The sequence below is a fragment of the Arthrobacter sp. NPDC080031 genome, from assembly GCF_040702485.1.
Lineage (GTDB): Bacteria > Actinomycetota > Actinomycetes > Actinomycetales > Micrococcaceae > Arthrobacter.
Genome location: NZ_JBFBLA010000011.1, coordinates 33,506 through 55,508 on the forward strand (window position 1 = coordinate 33,506; position 22,003 = coordinate 55,508).

The window sequence follows — 22,003 nt, forward strand, 5'->3', positions numbered from 1 at the left end:
CTCGTGACACATGTCATGCAAGCGACCATTCGATAGGCGAGAGGAAAGAACCATGACGAAGATTTACGAGGCGGCACTCGAGCGGGTCGCCCTGCCCACCGCGGCCTGGGACCTGACGAGCTTCCTGGAGAACGCGAAGTCCCAGATCCAGCTCTGGGGCGGGCTGCTGCTCATGCTCCTGGGTGCGGTCGGACTGGTCTGGGGCGGCGTGCTCCTGATCAAGAAGCTGATGGCCACCCCGCAGTCCGCGGGCCAGCAGCAGGGCTGGGGCACCATCGCCCTGCTCATCCTGGTCGGCGGCGCGCTCGGCACCGGTGGGTGGTCGCTGATCAACACCATCGGCTCCGGCGGCCAGAAGACCCTTGAGGACCTCGGCGGCGGCTCTGTCCTCGTGCAGACGGTCAGCCACGTACTGACCAGCGGCGTCCTGGGCTAAGCCCGGCGCGGCAGGAATCAACGGCCGGGCACACAAAGCGTCGACGGACCGCACCGGGTCGGTTGAGGTCACCAGGCCTCAACCGACCCGGCGCGTCGTTTCCGGGGTCGGACGACGGCGCTGACGACGAGCAGGACAGGCAGAGCAAGGAACAGGACGAACGGGAACGGACATGGGGATCAAGGACAAGGCGCTGGCCTTCGGCAAGCGGTTCAAGCTCGACTCGCACCACGCAATCGAGCGCTTCGGGGTGTTCTTCGGCATCTTCGCTGTGATGGGGCTGGTCGTGGTGGCCGGCTCGGGTGCCGCCGCCTTCAAGGCGGGCAGCGACGCGGTGTCGCACACCGCGCTCTACAACACCGAGTTCACCTCCTCGAAGACCCAGCTCAAGGGCACGGTCGACGGGGTCTACACCAATCACACCGGCAACAGGGCACTGGTCATGATGCACTTCCCCGCCAGCGCGGCGATCTCGTACAACGCGGCGGACTACCAGGCCTTCCTGCTGGGCACCAACGACAAGCTGCAGACCGAGAAGGTCAGTACCAGCGGAATCAGGGGCACCTTCCACGTTTTCGGCTCGACCGGTTACGTCGGGGTCCTCCTGGACGCGGACCGGCCCTTCGACCGGCAGGTGCTCAACCTGACCGTCCGCGCGAACGCCGAGCTGACCTACGACGAGCGGCAGCAGAGCAGGGATGACCAGGTCGTGGGCGACTCGAGCTTCAAGAAGTACGACCAGTGGCGCGTGATCATCAACCCGGGTGCGTCGGGCACCACCGACATCCCGGCCCTGGACGCGGCCAGCTTCGACCCGGCCCGGGCCTATTACGACGTCGTGCTGAAGACCCAGGAGCAGCAGACGCGGGACAAGCTCGACCAGAAGCTGCTCGCGATGCGCACGAGCCTGAAGCAGGTCGAGTCGTACACCTCCGACCTGGCGACCACCAAGGTCGATGGGCTCTTCCTCCGTCCGCCGGCCGTTCCGCCCTCCATCGCAGGTGATCAGGTGGCTGGTGTCTCGGCGGCCGAGGCCAAGGACGGGAAGGCGACGCTGGAGCTGAAGACGGGCCATGTCGTGCCCGGCGGATTCGACTTCAACTGGCGCGCGGGCAACCTCTATGCCGGCTACCTCGACACGCTCGTGCCCGCCGGTAAGGGCTATGTGCAGTTCCTCGCCGACAAGCGCGCCGAGGGCAGCGACAGCACGAGCCAGCAGGTCTCGGACATGAAGTGGGTCCTCTCCGACGGCACCGACCTGAAGAAGGACTACCGGTCCTCCGATGTGACGATGCGCCCGCTCACGAACGTGATGAACAACCTCTCCCAGGCCTACCAGGACTACGGCAAGGCCAAGTCGGAGTACCAGTCCGGGCTTCTGCTCGAGCTGCTCGGCCTGGACGTGAAGCTGCGCGATGTGCAGTCCAACAGCACTGCGAACTCGGCCGGGGACTTCCTGACCGTCTATCACTGAGCGCGCTCCACGGAGCGGGCAGTCACCACCCAGGCATCGAGCCGGAAAGGACAAGCTTATGGCCATCGACCAGCCGACGCGGCGGGATGACCCGGCCCGGCGCGCTGCATCGCCCCGCGGGGACCGCAGGTCCGCCGACGGGGGTGCGAAGGAGGAGTCGCAGCCCCCTCGTCGTGAGGGGTCCGGCGTACGCCGCGCCGGGCCCCGTACCGGAGCGGCCTCCGCTCCTTCCCCGTCCGGGGATGCAGCCAAGGGTCTGCCGAAAACCCCGGGGGCCTCCCCCGCGCCGCAGCCCGTGGACCCGACGCCTGCGGGCCGCGGGTCGAAGCACCTGGGAGCCGCACCGGCCCCGGACGCAGCGGCTGCCGCTGGCAAGGCCGCAGGTGCGGCCGACACAGCCAGCAAGACCAGCAAGGCCGCCAAGGCTGCCAAGAGCCTCGACGGTGTCGCCGCCGGGGCGGCCGGGGGAGCTGCCCGCAAGGCGGTCGAGGGTGACGGCAGCAGCGCGGTCCGCCGCGGTGCCGGCCGGTACGCGGGAGCGGCTGCCTCGGGAGCTGTCGCCGGGGCGCAGGCCGGAGCCGCCGCCGGTGGTGTCGGCGCGCTGCCCGGGGCAGCGGTCGGCGCTGCCAAGAATGTGGGCCTGGAGACCGGCAAGGATGTTGTCGACGGTGCGTCCAAGGTCACCGGCGGAGGTCCGGACGCCGAGCCTGCCGACAAGCGGCTCGGTGCCGGGGGCACCGGCTACGAGCGGACCTCGCAGAAGGAGAAGGACGGCCAGCTGCTGTCCAAGACCGCCAGGGGTGTCGCCGTCGGCGGCACCGCGGCGGCCGCTCCCCCGGCTGCGGGGCTTCTCATGGTCATGGCCTTCCTGAAGTGGCTCAAGACCATGTTCTTCGCGATGCTCGCGATGGCCGCCAACGCGGCCAGCATGATCTGGGGTTTCATCCTTGGGATCGCCAAGGCGGTCGGGCACACGATCGCCGCACCGTTCATCGCACTGGGCGGGCTGGTCGGCAAGGCGGCAGGAGCCGTGTTCGGGGTCACCGTGACGGCCACCGTCGCCCCGGTGGCCACGGCCGCATCCGGGGTGGCTGCGACCGTTGCCGCGGTGGCTGTGCTCAGCACGGTCCTCACGGGTGTGCTCGACCAGGCCGGCCTCGATGGCGGCCGCGGCTCGACCATGACCAACTGCATCGTCAATGTCAGCCGCAACGGCCCCGGCGCTGACGTCCCGGCGACCACCGAGGCGAACGCCCGGGCGGTCTACTCCGTGCTGAAGACCTGGGGTATGCCCGAGGAGAACATCGCGGGCATCCTGGGCAACTGGTCGCAGGAGTCGGGCGTGGACCCCACCAGCGTGGAGGGCATCTACAACGAGCCCTACCAGATCGGCCCGCGCAAGCAGACCGCCTGGGACGGGAACTTCACCCACATTCCCGGCCAGTCGCACGGCGGCATCGGTCTGGGCCAGTGGTCGAACGGGCGAACCACGATGCTCCTGGACTATGCCAAGTCCAAGAACCTGGACTGGTACACCATCAAGGCCCAGCTGGCATTCATGGCGGAGGGCGACAGCCCGGGGGACGTGGCCGTGTTCAAGGACATGATCAAGACCTCGCAGGGCTCTCCCTCTGCTGCTGCACTGCACTTCCACGACAAGTGGGAGCGCTCGGCCGACAACGCCTCACAGCTGCAGGAGCGTAAGGCCGACGCCGAGATGTGGTTCGGCAAGATGAGCGGCTGGACCGTCGACACCTCGGTCGTGGGCGGGGTCCAGGACATCGTGGGCGGCATTGTCGACACGGTCGGCAGCGGGATCCGCTCCATCTTCGGCAACTGCGACAGCGACACCAAGGTGCGCCCGGGCAGCCTCGTCGACGGTGGCATGAACGAGGAGCAGGCCCGGCAGCTGATCGACCTGTACAACCAGGAGGGCGACAAGTTCCTGGACGACAAGTACGGCGCTGGCGGACCGGGCTCCTGCGGCGACAACCACGCCATGAACTGCGTGTCGTTCTCGGTCTACTTCATGAACAAGTACACCTCGTTCCAGCAGTACCCGCCGGGCGACGGCATCCAGACAGCCCACGCGATCGCGTCCATGACAGGCAAGCAGGTTTCGAGTACGCCGACGGCGTACTCGGTCGGTTCCGGGCCGGGTACGGGGTCCGCGGGCCACACCCTCGTGGTGCTGGGCGTGCAGGGCGACAAGGTCATCCTCGGTGAGGCCGGCTACTGCGCGTTCATGGGCCGCGTTCGCGTTGACAGTGCGGAGCGGATGAAGTCAGAGGGGTGGGTGTTCGTCGACGTCACGGACCTCATCACCACGGGCGGCAACCTGCCGGCGTAGCCGGCGGAAGCAGGGCCGGTGTCCGGACGATCCGGGCACCGGCCCTTTCTGCGTCCCGATCCGTGCGCAGTGACCTGTCGAATGGGGCAGACTCGTTATTCAATGACCATTGAAGTTAGACTTGGGAGTCATATATGAGGACAACGCGAGAAAGGGCGGGCATCGTGACGAGTGCGGATGATGATGCGCGTGGCAGGGCCGGGGACACGGTCAAGGACGAGGACGGCGCGCCGAAGAAGCTGAAGGCCCCCGCCACCCGCAGTCGGGTCAGCGGGGTCGAACTCGAGGCCCGCTTCGAGGGCTGGCGCTCCGAGCGGCGCGGAGAGCGGCAAGTACGCACTCCCGAGGAGTCGGCGCGGCGGACGCGCCTGGTCTTGAGCGCCGCAATGGGCGTGGCGATCCTCGGGCTGGCGGCGGCCGCGGGAGTGAGCGGCAAGGGATTCGAGGCGGAGCACGCGGCCAACGCCGACCGGATCTCCGCGCTCCAGGTCCAGATCGAGGATGCCAGGAGCACTCCGGTCCCCCCGGATCTGCCCGGAAAGATGACGCGGCTGATGGAGGCAGCCGCAAAGGACGCCCAGAAGGTCGCGGAGGCCCAGCAGCGCTTCGCGCAGCTGCACCACGAGGCGGCGACACAGCCCAATGCGGGCAACGGTACGCCGAACGCGGCGACACTGCAGATCGCCGAGCACCGCCGGACGCTGGCACCCCTGTTCAGCCCGCGCTCGTTCCTGGCCGACGAAAAGGGGGCCTACTCCTGGACCTCTGTAACGCCGTTCGACCCGAGCACGCAGATCGACCCGCGGTTCCCCTGGTACGTGCGCTACGAGGGTTTGAAGGCTTCCTCGCCCGGAGCATACGCCTGGTCGGTCGAGTCGGTGATGCCGGACCTCGCCACCCAGGACGCCACGGGCACCACGCGCACGGCGCGGGTGATCTGGCTGTGCCGGGACACCGCGGGTGGACAGGTGCTGGCGTGGGCGAACGCGGCCTACTCCTATGACGGGAAGGCCGGGACTTTCGTCGATCTCAAGGTCGTGGTGACCGCCGCCGGCGCGGAGCACCGGCAGGGCGCATCGACGACGGGCAACGGAAGCGGAGAGGGCTGATGATGCAGGAGCAGCAGATTGACGGCACGGACGAAACGGCAGCGCCGGGACCGGGCTTCATGCGGCGCAACGCCCTGGTGGTCGGGGTCGCGGTACTGCTGGTTACGGCCGTGACGGTGACCGGCCTGACATGGGGGTCCCAGCGCAGCGCACTGGATCAGCAGCAGCAGACGATCACGGGCCTTCAGGGTCAGCTTGCCTCGGTCGGGACCGCGAAGTCCGAGCAGGTCGAGCAGGATGTCATGCAGTCGCTCGGCGTGAGCCAGAGCCGGATCCACGACGACACGCAGATCGTGGACCGCCTGGTGAAGACGGCATTCACCTGGGACTCCGGCCAGGCCTACGAGGCCGCTCGCCGGGACCTGAAAGAGCGCTACCACCTGTCCGAGGACGAGCAGTTCCTGAAGCAGTTCATGCCGGCGGCGCGCTTCAACGAAGACGCCGCGGGCAAGCGCTACTACTACATCGACACCCAAGGGCTGAACTCGGCGGTCAATGCCGACGCAGACCTCGAGGTCGTGAAGGTCACGGCGGACGAGTACACGTATGCCGTGCAGGTCGAGGTGGCGGTTACCTCCGATGCGGTGTCCCAGAACAAGGTGGCACCGGACCGGGTCAAGTCGTACCGGACCGTGCTGGTGTACCTCACCGTCGACGCCCAAGGGAAGGTCTCTGGTCTGTCCGCCATTCCCGCTGGCGGTTCGACTCGTCATTCCAGATGATCCGACTCCCTTTCGACTCATCTTCTTGATAGAGTTGTACTGGTATTCGAGACGAAGAGCGAGTTGAGGGGCAATGGCATCGACAAAGATCGGCGAGTCGGGTGTGCAGGCTGACAAGCCTGTCCGCAAGACCCGCTTCGTGGCCGCGCCGGACGCCGGTGCGGCACCGGGCGACGCCGACCCCACTGGGGACGGAAATGTCCCGGGTGCGCTGATGAGCCGCCGGGCGGCCATCGGCGGGGTGTGCATGGGGGCAGCTGCGCTGCTCTGCTTCCTGGTCGGCGCGGGTCTCTCTGGTGGCGAGGCCACCGTCAGCCACGACAAGGCTCAGCAGATCGTCTCCCTGCGCGAGCAGATCCGCACCGCCGAGGTGCGCACCGACGCCCTCCCGCAGGCCAAGGACGCTGACCGCGCCCTGGTCACGGCACAGGGAGCAGCGGAACAGATCGCCCGGTTGCAGAACGAGTACCGCTACCTGACACCCTCGGTGGCAGACTCGGGCGGGACGCTGGACCAGGCTGCCGCCGAGCCGACGCGCCGGAACCTCACCCCGTACTTCGCTCCCGACGTCGGGCAGGCCACTCTCCAACCCTGGTACCTGCTGGCCTCCGACAAGGACGTCGCCGCGGGCAACGAGATTCCGATGAGCTTCGACTCCGGTTTCAAGTGGGTCGCCCAGCGCCCTTACTCGGTCGAGGTGGACGGCACGATCCGGGTCACCTGGTTGGCGGTGCAGACCCGTCCGGCGGCTGGGCACGCCCCGGCGGTACTGGCCTGGGCCCGGGCTGACTACGACATGACCCGCAAGAGCTTCTCCGGGGTCCAGACCGGAACGACGACCACGGGCGAGGCCCTGCGGCAGGAGGTGAAGGCACCGTGATCGAGGACGTGAAGGACTGGGTGCGAGCGAGGGCCGGGAAGGTCCTGGTCTGCAGCACCGGAACGCTGCTGGCGCTGTCGCTGCTCTCTCTGGCCCCGGCGCTGCTGGCCGACGGTTCGGCGGACGCCGACGCCAAGGCCGACCAGCTCATCGTCCAGCTCCAGGGCAAGCAGGAGGACGCGCAGGCGGCACTTGAGACCAAGCACGCCCGGTTGCTGGCTGCCCTGCCGGGGATGGATGCCGAGCGGGCCGACCGGGACCGGGCCGCAGCGCGCTCGGTGCTGCTGAGCCTGACGGATTCTTCGGCCGCCTCGCGGACCGTCAAGGAGACGCAGGCCGCCCTCGACGCCCGGTACGGGTTTCTCGGGACATCGTCCCGGACCCTCACCGAGTTCATCCCGGAGTGGATGGCAGCGACCGGTGCCGGAAAGGGCGCGGGGACGGCGTACCAGCTGGCCGACTTCGACGTCGACGTTGCCGCGGTGAAGGGCCTGGACTACTCCTACATCGGAGTGGCGCGCCTGGACCCGGTGTCCGCCGACGGCAAGTCCACGGCCAAAAGTGAGTATGTGGTCTTCACCTTCGCCACCGGACAGGACGGCACGGTCGCCTCGTTCGAAGCGTTCCGGGCCTCGGGCCGGACGCGGGACCAGCTTGCCGCGCAGAGGTCACCTGCCTCTGCTTCACCGGCCGATACCGCCAGCCCCGGACCCAGCCACAGCGGCTGACCGGCGGGACACCCGCACAGACACGACACGACAACAACGAAGGACGAGACGAATGACGATCCAGACTCTGGACAAGACCGGCAGCGCGACCGAGCACGAAGCCCGGGTGGAGGCTGCCACTGCAGTCCCCGTCGAGAAGGCCCCGGCCAAGCCGAAGGCCGGGCGTGGCCCTTCGAAGCTGGCGGGCGCGCTGCGCCGCCTGGCCCCCGGGAAGGGCTCCGGCGGATCGCCGGTGCTGATCTGGGCGGTGTTCTTCCGCTCGGTCGTGCTCATCGCCGACTATGTGCTGGCCTCGATGACTGCGATGGTCGTGATCCCGATGCTCGGCGCGTGGCTGCACCGGCAGTCGGGCGCAGCAAGCGGCGACCTGACCATGGCCGGGACCGTCGCAATGTGGATCGCCCCGCTGCTGTTTGTGGTCCTGTTGCTGGCCGCCGCGGAGATCGCCGCGATGCGCGGGATGTGGCGCTGGTCCACCCGCCGGATCCAGGCTGTGCGCGACGCCCGCACCCCGGCGCTGGCCCCGGCCACCGCCGCCCCCAGGACCACCCGCCCGAGCAAGAAGACCAACCGGAAGAGGAGCAACTGATGCGCACTGCTGGACTGATGATGAATGACGTGTGGGCCGACCGGGCCCTGCGGGAGCGTGGCGTGCAGGCGCACCGCTACGACGGCCTCGATGCCCAGATCGGGGTGCTGGTCGACTCTGTCGAGCTCAAGCACCGCGGCAAGGAGGAGAACTACCGGCCCTATCTGCACGTCGTGGGCGAGCTGCGCTCGATCACTCCCGCCGAGCCGCTTCCGTACGGGATCACCCAGGTGACCTACTCGCACGGCCAGGGCGAGAAGGTCGACGCCTTCTACGAGTTCGACGACGAGCAGCTGGTCGCACTGGCGGCCAAGGGCTACTTCAGCCCTTCGTTCACCGTGCCCGACCAGCTCACGGGGATCGAGTGGGAGCTGCCCGCCAGGGTGGATGCCCTCGTGCTCACCCCGTCCGGGGACCAGGCCGATGCCCCCGTGGTCTTCATGAACGTGCACCGCATCGCCGATCTCGAGATCGACCTGGCCTCCACCGAGTACGACCTGGCGGCCTACTTCGCTGATCGCTCCAAGGATGGTCATGGTCCGGTTGAGTCCGTCGTCGACCAGCGGGGCCTGCGGGCCCGCTCCGACGCGATCAACTCGCTGTTCAGCGAGGACGAGCTCGACTTGGTCGCGCAGGCGGAGAACCTCCAGCGGCCGGAGGCGCAGCAGCCGGCTGCCGAGGGCGTCACCGCGCAGTTGCTGGCGGTCGAGGCCGAGATCACCGCGGAGCGCGAGCGGTATCAGGCTGAGCTGGAGCGCACTGAGGGCACGCCCGAGCACCTGTATCACCAGCGTGTGGCCCCGGCCCTGCACCTGGACGGACCGGAGGATGCTGCCGTCCCTGCGGACGCGGAGCCGGATGCCGGCGCGACCCACGATCTGGACTTTGGTCTGGATGAGGAGGCCACCGGGCAGGAGGTGCCCGCGCCGACGCTCGAGGAGCGCAAGCGCGAGGCCTCCCGCCGCGCCGCCGACCTCGACTTCGGCGAGGAAGACGGGCACGGCCTGGGCCACTGAGGCCGAGGCGGGCAGAGCAGTCAGGACGGGCCCCGGTCGCTGTAGGACAGCGGCCGGGGTTCTGTGCATTCACACGACGGAGGGATGAGGCGGGATGGGCCTGAAGCAGTCAGTGGTCATCGTCAACGAGTTCAGTGTGCCGCTGCCCGGCGGCAAGGGGTCCCGGGGCGGCACCCCCGGCGACTACGTCACCCGGTACATGGCGCGCGAGCAGGCGACTGAGTCGCTCGCGCCGATCCAGCGGCTGCGCATGGACGACTTCATCCTGCGCTACATGGCCCGCGAGAGCGCGGTCGAGCGCGCCGGGACGAGCAGGGTCGAGGCCAAGACGATAATGCGCCAGGCCCAGGACGATGGCGGCGTGGCCTTCGGCTACGGCTCAGTGTCGCTCTCCGACGAGCAGCTGCGGGCTGCATCCCGGGACATCCAGAAACACTTCGAGAGCGGCAAGACGGTGCTGAAGACCGTGCTCTCCTTCGATGAGGAATACCTGAAACGGCACCGCATCGTCGGCGAGGACTTTCACTGCGAAGGCCGCGGGGACTACCGCGGCCACATCGACCAGATGAAGCTGCGGATGGCGATCATGCACGGGTTGGAGCGGATGAGCTCGGGCACGAGCGGTTTCGACGACCTGCGCTACGTCGGCGTGATCCAGGTCGACACCGAGCACGTCCACTGCCACCTGGCGATGGTCGACGCCGGACACGGCCACCTGGCCAAGGACGGCACCCAGCGGGGCAAGCTTCTGGACCGGCACAAGTCCCGGTTGCGGCGCGGCGTGGACGCCTGGCTGGACGAGAAGCAGGCCGTCGCGCACCTGTCCAGCGCCGTCGGTTACGAGCGCAGGAACGTGACGACCTTCATCAAGCGCTGGGCACACGAGCGCATGCGCTCAGAGGCCCTCCCCCAGTTCCTGCTGGCCTGCCTGCCCGCCGACCGCTCGCTGTGGCGCGCCGGAACCAACGATCTGCGGATGCGCAAAGCCAACCGTCTGGTCTCCGAGCTGGTGGCCGAGCAGCTGGAGCGGCCGGGCTCTCCGCTGCCGGCGGCAATGGAGAGGGTCGTGGAGTACGCCAATCAGCGCCGCAAGGCCGAGGGCCTGCCCACCGACGCGTGGCAGCGCCTGGTCGACGCGGGTCGCAGCCAGATCACCGAGCGGGCGGTCAACGGCGTCTACCAGATGCTGCGCGCCCTGCCCGAGGAGGAGCTGCGGGTGCGTACGCCGATGCTTGAGGTGATGGGTATGGACTACGCCGAGATGGCCGCCCTGGCCGCAGAGCGCCAGCAGCAGCACGGCAGCTCGGAGGACGATGTCGTCTCCTTCGGCTTCCGGCTGCGCAGCTATGCCTCCCGCCTGCAGCATCACAAGTCCAAGGCCAGCGCCTACCGGGACCTGGCACGGCAATGGGAGCGTGCCGAGAAGGCCGAAGTGGCCGTAGAGGACTCCCGGCCGCTCTACGACTTCTACCGCTACGAAGAGGACTGGCACCGGCGGGTGATGAGCAAGTACCAGCACTTCCTGCCGTTTGTCGGCGACGCCAGCCAGTGGTACGCCCAGCAGCAGGAGGTCGCCGCGTACGGCCAGCGCCTGCTCTCGCTGATGGCGCTGCGCCAGGACGCCTCGCTGCAGCGGATGAAGGACGCCGACCAGGCCGAGGAGATGGGCCGCGAAATCTACGGCCAGCCCGGCGGACGGCACCTGACCGCGGGCAAGGCCGGACGGGCGGTGCTGGACGCGCGCATCGAGACGATGAAGCAGGTCTACGACGAACGGCTCCAGGAGCTGCGCACCGACCTGGCCGACTCGGGGCTGGTGCTCGTCGCCGGTCCTGCCGACCAGCGCAGCGCCGTCGCTGGCGGGGATCCGGCGCTCTCCACTCAGCTGTCGATCGAGACCGGGACGGTACACCCCTTCGACGAGGTCAAGGCACTGGACCTGCATCACCTGGGCTACGACTTCGTGGCCGATGTCGAGATCGGCGAGCGGGCCCGGCGGGAGTTCACCGCAGCCGCGGCCGAACGCCGCCGGCTGCTGCTGGCGGCCATGGAGTACCTCGACCAGTCAGGCCAGTCCGAGGCGATCGCCGACCTCCCGGTCGACGACATCGCCGCGATGACCCGGGTCTCGCGGGAACTGGTTCCGGTGGAGGACGGCTCCACGCGGCCGGTTCTGCGTTCGAGGATCGCGGCGCTGCGCGAAGAGCAGGAACAGGCGGCCCGGATGCGCCGGTCGAAGGCCTCCTCGCTGGACGCCGGCCTGGTGGTGCGCGTCCAGCAGCGGGTCGACGCCGCGGTGGCTGGTGCCGGTGTCCTCCCCGGCCCCGAGCAGGAGCCGGCAGGGCGGCCCGACGGCATCCAGCACGAGTAGGGACACGAGTTGAAAGATCATTCGAATGGTTGCGGAATGCTCTATGGGAGTATTAGTGTATAGAGCAGTTCGGCAGGCACTTCGGGGCTTTGCTCGGACGACGTGAATGATCAAGGCCGTTCTGCCGAGTGGCGGACGGAACGACGAAAGGACGAGATCATGGCACTTCTCAAGGGCAAGGGCGCAATGACCGGGGTCAACCTCATCGCCAAGGTCTATGACAACGGCGCGACCAAGGACGGCAAGTCGCACTACGCCGACATCCAGGTCGACGCCCGCGACTCGCGCGGACCGGAGCAGAGCAACCTGCACCTGAAGTCCGAGCGCGTGAAGGGCCCGGACGGCAAGGAGCGCTTCGCCAACACCGCCCCCTACTCGGTGGGCCAGCTGGAGGAGATCGTCAAGGCCGCGGGCCCGAATACGGAGCCGCTGCTCAACAAGGACGGCGAGAAGGTCGGCACCGTCTACGGCTTCAAGGGCAACGTGATGCCGGCCTCGCGCGGCACCGGTCTGGTGGTCAACACCAAGTCCGTGGAGGCCAGCGACTTCAAGGTCGACGCCAAGACCCTGGACAACCAGTTCGCCTCCATGAAGGCGGCCAAGGAGGCCCAGGCGGCTGCCAAGCAGAGCCAGGCCGGTCCGGAGCAGACCGCCCAGGCCGAGCAGGTCGTCGAGGCCGAGGCCCCCGCGGTCGGCTGACACCGATCCACGGCTCAGCAGAACTCATTGAAAGGCCCCCGGAGAGACCTCTCCGGGGGCCTTTCGCATAGAGAGGAACGAATCATCATGGCAGATCTCAGTAAAGGTTCCCAGGGTCGACCGGAGCACGCCCAGCGCCCGACGTCATACACGCCCGAGCAGCTGGCGGCGATCCGCGGGGCCACCCCCGATACCGGAGAGCAGCGGGGCCCGAGCTCTCAGGCGGGCCTCGGCGCGGTGCGGGGTCCCCGATATAGCGTGCCCTCCTCCCCCGCTCCCGGCCAGCCGGGCTCGAGGTTCAACCCCAACGTGGTCGAGCGGCGGCCGCGCCCGCAGGCTGAGCCGGCACCGGGGATGATCACTTCAGCGGATGTGCCGAAGCCGGAATCGTCCCGGCAGGAGCAGCCCCAGGCGAAGCAGGCCCATGCCGGCGGCACGGTTCAGGGTCCGGTGAAGGTCCCGCTCATCCAACGGGCCGCCGGGTCGAAGGTCGGACAGGCCGTGCAGTCCGCGGGCCTCCGCGAGGGAGCCAGGCGGCTCGGCACCGAGGCCATGCAGGATACCGCGGCCCACGCCCAACGTGCCCAGCAGTCCGGCGCATTGACCAGGGGCGTCGCCGCCAGCGCCGCCAGGGGAGCTGCCGTGGGTGCAGCCCGCGGGCTGCACACGGAGCTGGCCGGACATGGCGGACAGAAGGCCCCCCAGGGCTCCGCTGCCGGGGCGGACCTGGTCGGGCGGATGGGCTCGGTTGTCGGCCGTGGTGCTCAGGAGCAGCTGCCGGGCACCTCGCCGCAGGGACGGAAGCCGGTCAGCGAGAGGTACGACTATCAGTTCGAGGGCCAGGGCGGTCCCGAGGGCACCGAGCAGCAGCGCGGGGCCTGAGACAGGCACGGAGGAGGAGAAGGCTATGGCGACGAACGATCCCAGCCCACTGAGCGGCACGAGCCTGCTGGAGCTGGGCCTGGACGAGATCACGGCCCCGGACGAGGGCAAGGACATGTGGGCGGAGGCCGGGCGCGCCCTGGTCGACCGCGTGGGTGCCTCGATGCGTCAGCAGCGCGAGGCGAACGAGCGGGCACGGCGCGACCGGGAGTCCAGCAGGCCAATGAGCGAGCGGTACGACTACCAGTTCGAGCAGGATGGGGCTTCGTCCCAGGAGGACCGCCAGCAGGGGCTGTGACAGCACCCCTACGGAGTGAATGGCCAGGAGGCCCCCGGATATGAGTCCGGGGGCCTTTCGCTGTCCTATCACAGTCGAGCCGAATGGTGTCATGATAGACTTTCGACTGATCTATCAGATGAATTCAAGTCTTGGCGAGAGGTCTTCCACGGCATGTTCCATGAAGTGCACCTGAATGAGGGCTATCCGCTCCTGTCGAAGCTGTCGGACCCGCTCAAGAGGGCCGAGCGCGAGATCGTCGGCCGCGATCACGAGAAGCTCCAGCTGCTGGCCTCGATGAGCAGGCCGGAGCTGTGCAACGCCCTGCTCCTGGCCGAGGCAGGTACGGGTAAGACCGCTCTCGTCCAGGCCACGATGGCCGCTGACGCCGAGCGGCTCTATCTCGAGGTCGATCCGTCCCGGATGATCTCCGAGGCCGGCGACTCGGACCGCATGGCCGCCATGCTCAAGGGCTTCTTCGACGAGGCCGAGCACTTCGTGGCGGACGAGAAGCAGGAGCTGGTCCTGTTCATCGACGAGTTCCACCAGATCATCCAGCTTTCCGACGCTGCGGTTGAGGCGATCAAGCCGGTGCTGGCGGCCTCCGGGGCACGCGGCATCCGAATCATCGCCGCGACGACCTATGACGAGTTCCACAAGCACATTGGGCCGAATCAGCCGCTGGTTGAACGACTGCAGCGCATCAACCTGACGCCGCCGGACCAGGAGACGACGATCCGGATTCTGCAGGGCATGGCCGAGCACTACGACGTCGCCGACCAGTTCTACGACGACCACATCTATCGGCAGATCTATGAGTACACCGAGCGCTACATGCCGGCGAGCTCGCAGCCGCGCAAGTCGATCCTGGTGCTGGACAGCATGGTTGGCTGGCACCGCCTCACCAGGCGGGCGCTGGACCGCGATCTGCTCTCGGACGTACTCCAGGAGTCTCTGGGCGTCAACGTTGCCTTCAAGGTCGACGGCGCGAAGATCAAGGAGCAGCTGGACTCGAAGGTGTTCAGCCAGGACCTGGCCACGCGTGCGGTCGCGCGCCGGCTGCAGCTGTCGGTCGCGGACCTGAACGACAAGGGCCGGCCGGAGGCCTCGCTGCTGTTCACGGGGTCGACCGGCGTGGGTAAGACCGAGCTTGCCAAGCAGCTGGCACGGCTGCTCTTCGGTGACGACCAGCGCCACCTGATCCGCTTCGACATGTCCGAGTACGCCCAGGACTCCTCGATGGACCTGTTCCGCTCCGAGCTGACGAAGCGGGTCTGGGATCTCTCGCACGCCGTACTGCTGTTCGACGAGGTCGAGAAGGCCTCGGCGATGGTCACCCGCCTGCTGCTGCAGGTGCTCGACGACGGCCGGCTCTCCGACGACAACAACCGCGAGGTCAGCTTCCTGAACACCTACATCGTCATGACGACGAACGCAGGCTCGGAGATTTACAAGACCATCGCGCAGTACGCGGCCGACGACACGGGCTCGGGCGAGCAGCTGCTGAAGTACGACAAGCTCATCCGCCGCTCGATCACCGAGACCTCGGCGGATAACCGCTTCCCGCCCGAGCTGCTGGGCCGTATCGACGCCATCGTCCCGTTCCAGCCGCTCTCTGAGGACACGCAGCGCAAGATCGTGCGCAACAAGCTGCGCCACTTGGTGCAGGAGGTCCTCATCAAGCACAACGTGCGGGTGGACATCGACCAGAGGGTCCTGCAGTACCTCATCGACGACAAGGGCGACACCGACTCCAATGCCGGCGGTGCCCGTGGCGCGGTGGCGAAGATGACCGACGAGGTCACCACCGGAGTGGCGACGTTCATCAACGAGCATCCCTCTGAGCGGCGGATCCGGATCGACGTCGTCGGCGAGCTGGCGAGCGACCACAAGGACATGCTCACCTCCGATGCCTGCATCGAGGTGAGCGCCGTGCGCTGATCTGCGCCAGCGGCCATTGCGGACCATTCGGCGTCGTGTCGGATTGCCTATCATTGCACCTATCGACTCATAGGCGATAGGATACTCATATACCAGGCGAACTGCGTTTCATCATCGAAGGGATCGACACCAATGGGCATTCTGGGCACGGCTGCGGGAAGCCGGAACAAGGATCGGAAGAAGAAGCCTGACGAGCTGCTGTCGTCTGTGGTCAGGGAGACGGCGATCCCCGCAGCAGTCGAACTGCTGCGGTCGAACGCGAAGTTCGTCTTCCCCAGCGGCACGGCGTGGGTCATGCTCGTGCTGGCCGCCGAGTCCATCGGCGGGCTGAGCAAGCGGCACGGCCGCGACGAGGCGAAGGGCTCGCTCATCGAGCTCATTGACTCCGACCAGATCAAGACCGTCGCCACGGCAGAGATGCTGGGCGAAGAGGTCTTCGGCATCATCCCCAACACGGAGACGCTTGCGCGCATGGAGGAGTACTCGCTCCTGGCTGGCGCGGAGTACTCCTGGGCCGTCGTCTGGCAGAAGCCCAGCGGCGAGCTGCTGGTGGACCTGGTCGCCGAGGCCACGTTCAAGCAGGCCCAGGAGGTCGCTTCCGGCACGCTGAGCCTCGAGGAGGCTGTCGGAGCGCAGGCCTGGCGCGAGCACAGCGGCGTCACCACCGACGAGCCCGGGACCCTTCCCGCGGTGGACGCGGACGCGGACGCTGTTGCTGCCGTGGACACCGCCGACGAAGGTGACCCGATCTTCGACTCCATCCCCGGCGGGGAGGAGGGTGCCGGTGACGAGCCGGTCTTCGACGCTGCGGGCGATGAGCCCGTGTTCGACGACGAAGCCGTCGACTTCGGAGACGAGGACGCGGCCCCGGTTGCGGTGGAGCCGGAGCCCGGCTTCGACGGCACGGCCGGCTTCGAGGAGTTCGACGAGGAGACCGGTCCTGTGACCGCCGACGATACGGCCTACGCCCCGGCCGAGGAGGAAGCCGTCCTGCTGGAGAACCAGGAGCAGGTGCGCGAGGTCATCGCCCGCCGCTTCCTCTCCGAGGACCTGGACCTCGACGTGCGCCTGGACGAGTTCAATGCGACCTTCGCCATCGGCGCGCCGGTCGTGCAGATCGAGGTGCCGCAGGGTGCGACCGAATGGCTCGGCGACCAGGTCGCCCAGCTCAACCGGCAGGCCAACGCCGACCTTGCCCAGCTGCGGTGGGCGCACGAGGACGAACTGCGCACGCTGTACGTGAACCTCATGTCGGCCCACGTCGAGCAGGTCATCCGTGACGTGGCCACCGACCGCGAGGGCTCGCGCTACAAGGCACTCAAGGACGGCACCGAGGCGGCGCACCGCGAGCGGGAGTCCGAGAAGGAACAGCGGATCCGCACCCGCAAGGCCGAGATCGTCCAGGACTACGAGGCCCAGGCGAAGAAGCTCGCCGAGCAGGCCGCCCTCCAGGCGGAGATCCAGTACAAGGAGCGCAACCGCTCCCGCATGGAGCGCGAGCAGGCCGACGCCGTCGCCGAGATCGAGCGGGTGCTCGAGAACTCCTACTCGCACGACCGCCAGGAGATCCTGCGCGTGCGCCGCTCCGACGCCGCCCTGAAGATGCAGGTCGGCACTACGCGGATCTTCGAGGTCCTGGCCGAGAAGCAGAAGGCCTACCTCGAGGCCGAGGAGCAGCGTCTGGGGCAGTGGAAGGCCGAGATCCAGCGGATCGTCGACGACAACCGCAAGGCGGACATCGCCCAGGCCGAGGCTCTGGCAGAGCACCAGCGCACCACCGACGAGATCGGCGTCCTGCGCCGCGAGCAGGAGGCGCTGCTGGAGTCGATCCGCAACGAGCACGCCGACCGCATCCGCCGGATGGAGGACGAGCTCGACCGCAACCGCAAGGACGCGATCACCCAGATGCAGGCCCGAGAGACGGAATGGCAGCACAGCCTGTCCCTCGAGAAGGAGAAGACCGACTCGGCCACGCAGCGCAACACGGACCTGCTGCAGCAGATGGAGGTTGTCGAGGACTCGGTCAAGCGCCGTTACGAGGCGCGGCTGGAGGAGATGGCTGCGGACAAGGAGTCCTACGCCAGCGAGCTGGCAAGGGCTTCGGAGATCCAGAGCCGCTACAACAAGATGCTCATCGCCCTGATCGTCGCGCTGCCCGTGCTCGGCGGCCTCGCCGGCTTCATCGGCGGGGCAGCCATGGGCGGCTGATCCGACTCGGAGATCGACGGGGTCTGACGGCGCATGGGGCTCGCACCCTGTGCGCCGTCGGCGTCTTTCGGGATCACAACAGGCGCAGGACACACAGACACACGCGGAAACAGGCAGGGAGAACAATGGCAGGCAGCAAGCGCAGGGCGGCACGGCCCAAGGCCAGCGGCTGGGAGAAGATCTCGGCGCGTCGGCCGGAGGAGACGCTGACGAACCGGGACGTCTATGAAGACCAGCAGCTGGACCGCGGCGAGCGGCTGAGCAAGAAGTCGAACACGTCGGGCCTCGTGCTCGCCGGCGTCGCTGGCCTGCTGGTCGCGATCGTTGCGTGGGTGCTGTACTCGGTCATTGCTACGGCAGTGCTCACGCTCGGGGCGACGATGGGCGGTGGCCTGGGCGGAAACAGCAGCGGAAAGCCGGACTCGTACTACGTGGAGGACACCACGACAGGCCAGGGCGGGGCCCCGATGACGTGCTACCGCGCCGTCAACGAGAAGGGTAACCCCGAGATCGGCTCGAAGTGCTACCCGGATCTCAAGGACGTCCCGGTGCCAGCGTGGTGGACCCACGCAGGCAGCGCCGCCCAGGACGCCCCGAAGGCTGACCAAGGGGCTACGCCCACGGCGACGAACGTCGGCGGGCAGCTGGGGTCCGTCACCGGGTTCAAGCTCTTCCTGACGCTGGGATCGGGCGCGCTGGTCATGATCGTGATCTCCACCTGGACCGGACGCCAGGTCGCCAAGCACAACGCGACGGTCGACCACACGGACATCAACGACCACCGCAACGACCAGCACATCGCGCTGCCGGAGGAGGTCCAGCAGAACTACGGCTGGTTCCCGGACGCCGGTGCGCACTCGGGGGTGCAGGTTAGCTCGATGATCAGTCACATGATGCTCAGCAAGAAGGGGCTGGGCACGGTCAAGGTCTCCCGGCGCGCAGAGTCCGACGTGATTGACCAGGACGGCAACATCGTCTACTACAAGGGTGAGGCCATGGACGGCGACGACGGCGAGCCGCTGGTCGAGACCCTGCCGCTGATCGACGAGGAGTTCGGCGAGGCGCTCTTCGACGCCTCGGGCCTGCCCCGGGACAAGCGGCTGCGCCGGAAGTATGACGCAACGGTGATCCCGTACAACCCGCCGACCGAGGAGAGCCGGCGCAAGGCCAAAGAGGCGAAGGACCCTGGGAAGCTCCAGGGCGCGAACCGTGACAAGCTCGGGCCCTACCGTACGGTGTCTGACCTGATCACCGATGACTGGGAGTTCCCGGCGTACGAAGTCCAGCGCCCTGCCGGTGCCTACATCGTCGACACTGCTCCCGTGAACACGATGGTGCTGGCCATCACCCGGGCGGGCAAGGGCCAGACCTACATCGAGCCGATGATCGACATGTGGTCGAGGGAGAAGAAGCCCTCGAACATGGTCATCAACGACCCCAAGGGCGAGCTGCTCGTCAAGAACTACATCCCGCTGGTCACGCGCGGCTTCGAGCCGGTGCAGTTCAACCTGATCAACGCGATGAAGACCGACATCTACAACCCGCTGGGCATGGCCGCCGACGCCGCCCGCGAGGGCGACTCGACCAAGTGCGCGCTCTACATCGAGAACATTGGCGAGGTTTTCTTCCCGCTGGACGGCGGTGAGGACCCGGTCTGGCCGAACGCGGCGAACAACGCCTTCAAACGGGCCGCCTACGGTCTCATCGACTACTACCTCGAGGAGGAGCGTGAGCTGCGCGAGTACGCAGCAGCCACCGGCATGGACCCGGGCACGCTGGAGCAGCGGCTGGACGACATGTGGGGAAAGGTCACGCTGTACAACTGCTACCAGCTCTTCGTGCAGCTGACCTCGAAGAAGTGGAAGAACCCCGCTGCCGAGCTGGAGAAGCGCATCAAGAACGGCGAGTTCGAAGAGGACGAGGACGCCCTGGCCGAGGAGCAGGCCAAGGTCGCCGAGAAGGATTTCCTGTGGGAGGGCAAGGCCGAGCAGGACCTGCTCACGCTCTACTTCAACGCCACCCAGGCCCTGCCGCGCAACTCGATGCGCACGCTCGTCGGCAATGCCCACAACGCCCTGGTCGCCATGGCCGGTGCGGAGAAGATGATGTCCTCGGTCTACGGCATCGCGATCACGGGCATGAGCTTCTTCACCGACCCGACGATCTCGACCCTGACCTCGGGTAAGCCGAGCCAGAACACTGACCTGGCGGGCCTGTCCTTCCCGCGGCGGCTGGGCGTGCGGTTCTCGCCGAACTTCATGAAGCGCGACCACCTGCTCGGCCAGATGGCGAGCTGGTCGGCGTACGCGGACCCGATGTTCATCCAGAACCTTGGCAAGGACTTCGAGCACTCGGAGATCGTCGGCCGCGTGGGCTGGGCGCGCTACAACTTCAAGGGAATCTTCCCCGGCGACGAGGCCTGGCTGAAGCTGGAGCTGAAGAACCCGCAGAGCGGCATGCTCGTGCGCACTTTCTACTTCCACTTCCGCAAGAGCTACCAGCTCTCCCTCAACGGGCGGCACTTCGTGGTCGAGCCGGTCACCGGCAAGAAGATCGTGAAGAACGGCGTGCTGCGCGAGCTGCGGCCGGTGCGGGAGGGCGGCACCCGCGACGGGAAGATCCTCTCGTTCCAGCCCGGCGACACGACCTTTCCGAGCCGCAAGCTGGACTTCTCCGGCGGAGGGCACCCCGAGGAGGTCGAGGTCCGGGCGCGCGCGATCACGCAGACGATGGCGCGGTACTCGGAGTCGCCCAAGGCGGTCTTTCTCGTCACTCCCCCGCACCTGATGAAGTACGCCAAGCTGATCCTGATCCTGGTCAAGCAGCTGGTGGACGTCTCGTTTGACCAGTCGTACATGACCAAGTCGAACCAGAAGCCGCTCTACCGCACCCGGTTCATGCTCGACGAGCTCGGCAACCTGCAGTCCGACGGTAATGGCATCGCCGGCTTCGAGACCATGCTCTCCATCGGCCTCGGCCAGGAGCAGCAGTTCACGCTTATCCTGCAGACGCTGCAGCAGCTGCGCGACGTCTACGGCGAGTCGGTCGACAAGATTGTGCAGGGAAACACGAGCAACATCGTCTTCCTCAAGTCGACCGACGACTCGATGATCGAGACGCTGGAGAAGATGAGCGGCAAGACCCACCGGACCCACGCCAGCTCGAAGCAGATCACGCAGAACCTGGACAAGGTGGTCGGCGGGAAGACGGACGGAGCGATTTCGCGCACCTGGTCGACGGAGGAGGAGCCGCTGATCAAGTACAACGATTTCGCCTTCCTCTCGCCGCGCAACTCGATCGTGCTGCGCGCCGGCGACGCGCCGGTCTGGAACCGCAACGAGACGATCCTGCCGATGTCATTCAAGCTGCTCGGCAACACGATCACCCACCCGGGGCACGAGTACTCGCTGCAGACGATTCCCACGCTCAGCTCCGCGATGGAGTTCGACGTGCGCATGAACCAGCCGGACTTCGTCAAGATGCTCGACAAGCGCATGGCCCAGGCGGTCAGGGCGGCCGACGCCAAGACGCTCTACCAGGAGACGTACGACTACAAGGACATCGACATCGAGCGCCTTGACCCGGACGTCTACTCGGACGAGGTCATGGAGGTCATCACGCGCATGGTTTTCACCGACGAGAGTGGCGATCCCAACGCCCCGGTGGTCGTGGACCCGGACGACTACGAGGCCATGATGCTGGGCAACGACGAGGAGTTCCTGGAGGACGTGGAGGTGGCCGCGACCGTGGCTGCCCACCAGGCGACGCAGAAGGACCACAAGCGCCTGGTTTACGCCGAGGGCACGGTCAGCAAGGAGATGCTGATCAATCTCGACGGCTCGGCGAAGGTCAAGGCCCTGGACCTTGAGATTGGTGAGGCGTACAAGACCGCGCTGGTGGAGATGCAGCGGGACCGCGAGCACTTCTCAGTCGGCGGGGACGGCGAGCTGCGCAGCGCCGACGGGTCGAAGACCTACATCAGCCAGGTCCGCTCCGATGCCTACACCGACGCCGCCCGCAGGATCAACGGCCAGATCAGCGACGAGGGCTCACGCGTATTCGCCGAGCAGGACGTGACCGAAGAGGATCTGCGGTCGCTGGCCACGGTCAAGGTGCACGCCGCCTTTTACACCTACCTGGCCTCGCTGCCCAGCTGGGAGGTCCTGGCCGACGGGGCTTTCGACCGGGCCATGGCCGTAGAGATGAAGTCCCGGGGGTAGTGCCGGCGGGTCTATTCGCTCCGTGCCGGGACAGTCGATGCAATTCGACTGTCCCGGCATTCGTCTTTTGGCTCGTTTCTTACTCATCTATCGCTTCCATT

At 67.4% G+C, this 22,003-nt stretch carries 16 protein-coding genes; all 16 read left to right on the forward strand.

What is annotated here, in order from left to right; genetic code table 11:
- The first annotated feature begins 52 nt into the window (after positions 1 to 52).
- The gene (locus AB0323_RS10910; RefSeq protein WP_056387364.1) at positions 53 to 436 is read left to right on the forward strand and encodes a hypothetical protein; all 384 of its coding nucleotides are present in this window, start codon (positions 53 to 55) and stop codon (positions 434 to 436) included.
- Positions 437 to 608: 172 nt separating this feature from the next.
- The gene (locus tag AB0323_RS10915) at positions 609 to 1,910 is read left to right on the forward strand and encodes a hypothetical protein (RefSeq protein WP_366177333.1); all 1,302 of its coding nucleotides are present in this window, start codon (positions 609 to 611) and stop codon (positions 1,908 to 1,910) included.
- A 58-nt stretch (positions 1,911 to 1,968) separates the two neighbouring features.
- On the forward strand, positions 1,969 to 4,260 hold the full coding sequence (locus tag AB0323_RS10920; RefSeq protein ID WP_366177334.1) for a phage tail tip lysozyme: 2,292 nt from the start codon (positions 1,969 to 1,971) through the stop codon (positions 4,258 to 4,260).
- A 134-nt stretch (positions 4,261 to 4,394) separates the two neighbouring features.
- Positions 4,395 to 5,369 (forward strand): hypothetical protein, encoded by a 975-nt coding sequence (locus AB0323_RS10925; RefSeq protein ID WP_366177335.1) that lies wholly within the window; start codon positions 4,395 to 4,397, stop codon positions 5,367 to 5,369.
- The gene (locus AB0323_RS10930) at positions 5,369 to 6,091 is read left to right on the forward strand and encodes a hypothetical protein (protein WP_366177336.1); all 723 of its coding nucleotides are present in this window, start codon (positions 5,369 to 5,371) and stop codon (positions 6,089 to 6,091) included. Before AB0323_RS10925 ends, AB0323_RS10930 begins: the two co-directional genes overlap by 1 nt.
- 73 nt (positions 6,092 to 6,164) lie before the next feature.
- Positions 6,165 to 6,971 (forward strand): hypothetical protein, encoded by an 807-nt coding sequence (locus AB0323_RS10935; RefSeq protein WP_366177337.1) that lies wholly within the window; start codon positions 6,165 to 6,167, stop codon positions 6,969 to 6,971.
- On the forward strand, positions 6,968 to 7,699 hold the full coding sequence (locus AB0323_RS10940) for a hypothetical protein (RefSeq protein WP_366177338.1): 732 nt from the start codon (positions 6,968 to 6,970) through the stop codon (positions 7,697 to 7,699). Before AB0323_RS10935 ends, AB0323_RS10940 begins: the two co-directional genes overlap by 4 nt.
- Before the next feature lie 52 nt (positions 7,700 to 7,751).
- On the forward strand, positions 7,752 to 8,288 hold the full coding sequence (locus AB0323_RS10945) for a hypothetical protein (protein WP_366177339.1): 537 nt from the start codon (positions 7,752 to 7,754) through the stop codon (positions 8,286 to 8,288).
- The gene (locus tag AB0323_RS10950) at positions 8,288 to 9,304 is read left to right on the forward strand and encodes a hypothetical protein (protein WP_366177340.1); all 1,017 of its coding nucleotides are present in this window, start codon (positions 8,288 to 8,290) and stop codon (positions 9,302 to 9,304) included. Before AB0323_RS10945 ends, AB0323_RS10950 begins: the two co-directional genes overlap by 1 nt.
- Positions 9,305 to 9,416: 112 nt before the next feature.
- Positions 9,417 to 11,675, forward strand: a complete 2,259-nt coding sequence (mobL, locus tag AB0323_RS10955) for a relaxase MobL (protein WP_366177341.1) — start codon at positions 9,417 to 9,419, stop codon at positions 11,673 to 11,675.
- Positions 11,676 to 11,834: 159 nt separating this feature from the next.
- Complete coding sequence (locus AB0323_RS10960) at positions 11,835 to 12,374, forward strand: hypothetical protein (RefSeq protein WP_071416492.1); 540 nt, start codon at positions 11,835 to 11,837, stop codon at positions 12,372 to 12,374.
- Positions 12,375 to 12,461: 87 nt separating this feature from the next.
- The gene (locus AB0323_RS10965) at positions 12,462 to 13,256 is read left to right on the forward strand and encodes a hypothetical protein (protein ID WP_366177342.1); all 795 of its coding nucleotides are present in this window, start codon (positions 12,462 to 12,464) and stop codon (positions 13,254 to 13,256) included.
- Positions 13,257 to 13,281: 25 nt separating this feature from the next.
- A complete protein-coding gene (locus AB0323_RS10970; protein ID WP_366177343.1) occupies positions 13,282 to 13,554 on the forward strand; it encodes a hypothetical protein in 273 nt (90 codons plus the stop codon).
- A 153-nt stretch (positions 13,555 to 13,707) separates the two neighbouring features.
- Positions 13,708 to 15,474: an AAA family ATPase gene (locus AB0323_RS10975; RefSeq protein WP_366177344.1), complete on the forward strand. Its 1,767-nt coding sequence runs from the start codon at positions 13,708 to 13,710 to the stop codon at positions 15,472 to 15,474.
- Positions 15,475 to 15,606: 132 nt separating this feature from the next.
- Positions 15,607 to 17,682 carry a hypothetical protein gene (locus tag AB0323_RS10980; RefSeq protein ID WP_366177345.1) on the forward strand — a complete coding sequence of 692 codons (2,076 nt, stop codon included), beginning with the start codon at positions 15,607 to 15,609 and terminating at the stop codon, positions 17,680 to 17,682.
- A 125-nt stretch (positions 17,683 to 17,807) separates the two neighbouring features.
- Positions 17,808 to 21,902, forward strand: a complete 4,095-nt coding sequence (locus tag AB0323_RS10985; protein WP_366177346.1) for a type IV secretory system conjugative DNA transfer family protein — start codon at positions 17,808 to 17,810, stop codon at positions 21,900 to 21,902.
- Positions 21,903 to 22,003: the final 101 nt, after the last annotated feature.

Coding starts and splice junctions, on each gene's coding strand:
- AB0323_RS10910 (WP_056387364.1), top strand. CDS start 53: ATGACGAAGATTTACGAGGCGGCACTCGAGCGGGTCGCCCTGCCCACC.
- AB0323_RS10915 (WP_366177333.1), top strand. CDS start 609: ATGGGGATCAAGGACAAGGCGCTGGCCTTCGGCAAGCGGTTCAAGCTC.
- AB0323_RS10920 (WP_366177334.1), top strand. CDS start 1,969: ATGGCCATCGACCAGCCGACGCGGCGGGATGACCCGGCCCGGCGCGCT.
- AB0323_RS10925 (WP_366177335.1), top strand. CDS start 4,395: ATGAGGACAACGCGAGAAAGGGCGGGCATCGTGACGAGTGCGGATGAT.
- AB0323_RS10930 (WP_366177336.1), top strand. CDS start 5,369: ATGATGCAGGAGCAGCAGATTGACGGCACGGACGAAACGGCAGCGCCG.
- AB0323_RS10935 (WP_366177337.1), top strand. CDS start 6,165: ATGGCATCGACAAAGATCGGCGAGTCGGGTGTGCAGGCTGACAAGCCT.
- AB0323_RS10945 (WP_366177339.1), top strand. CDS start 7,752: ATGACGATCCAGACTCTGGACAAGACCGGCAGCGCGACCGAGCACGAA.
- AB0323_RS10950 (WP_366177340.1), top strand. CDS start 8,288: ATGCGCACTGCTGGACTGATGATGAATGACGTGTGGGCCGACCGGGCC.
- AB0323_RS10960 (WP_071416492.1), top strand. CDS start 11,835: ATGGCACTTCTCAAGGGCAAGGGCGCAATGACCGGGGTCAACCTCATC.
- AB0323_RS10965 (WP_366177342.1), top strand. CDS start 12,462: ATGGCAGATCTCAGTAAAGGTTCCCAGGGTCGACCGGAGCACGCCCAG.
- AB0323_RS10970 (WP_366177343.1), top strand. CDS start 13,282: ATGGCGACGAACGATCCCAGCCCACTGAGCGGCACGAGCCTGCTGGAG.
- AB0323_RS10975 (WP_366177344.1), top strand. CDS start 13,708: ATGTTCCATGAAGTGCACCTGAATGAGGGCTATCCGCTCCTGTCGAAG.
- AB0323_RS10980 (WP_366177345.1), top strand. CDS start 15,607: ATGGGCATTCTGGGCACGGCTGCGGGAAGCCGGAACAAGGATCGGAAG.
- AB0323_RS10985 (WP_366177346.1), top strand. CDS start 17,808: ATGGCAGGCAGCAAGCGCAGGGCGGCACGGCCCAAGGCCAGCGGCTGG.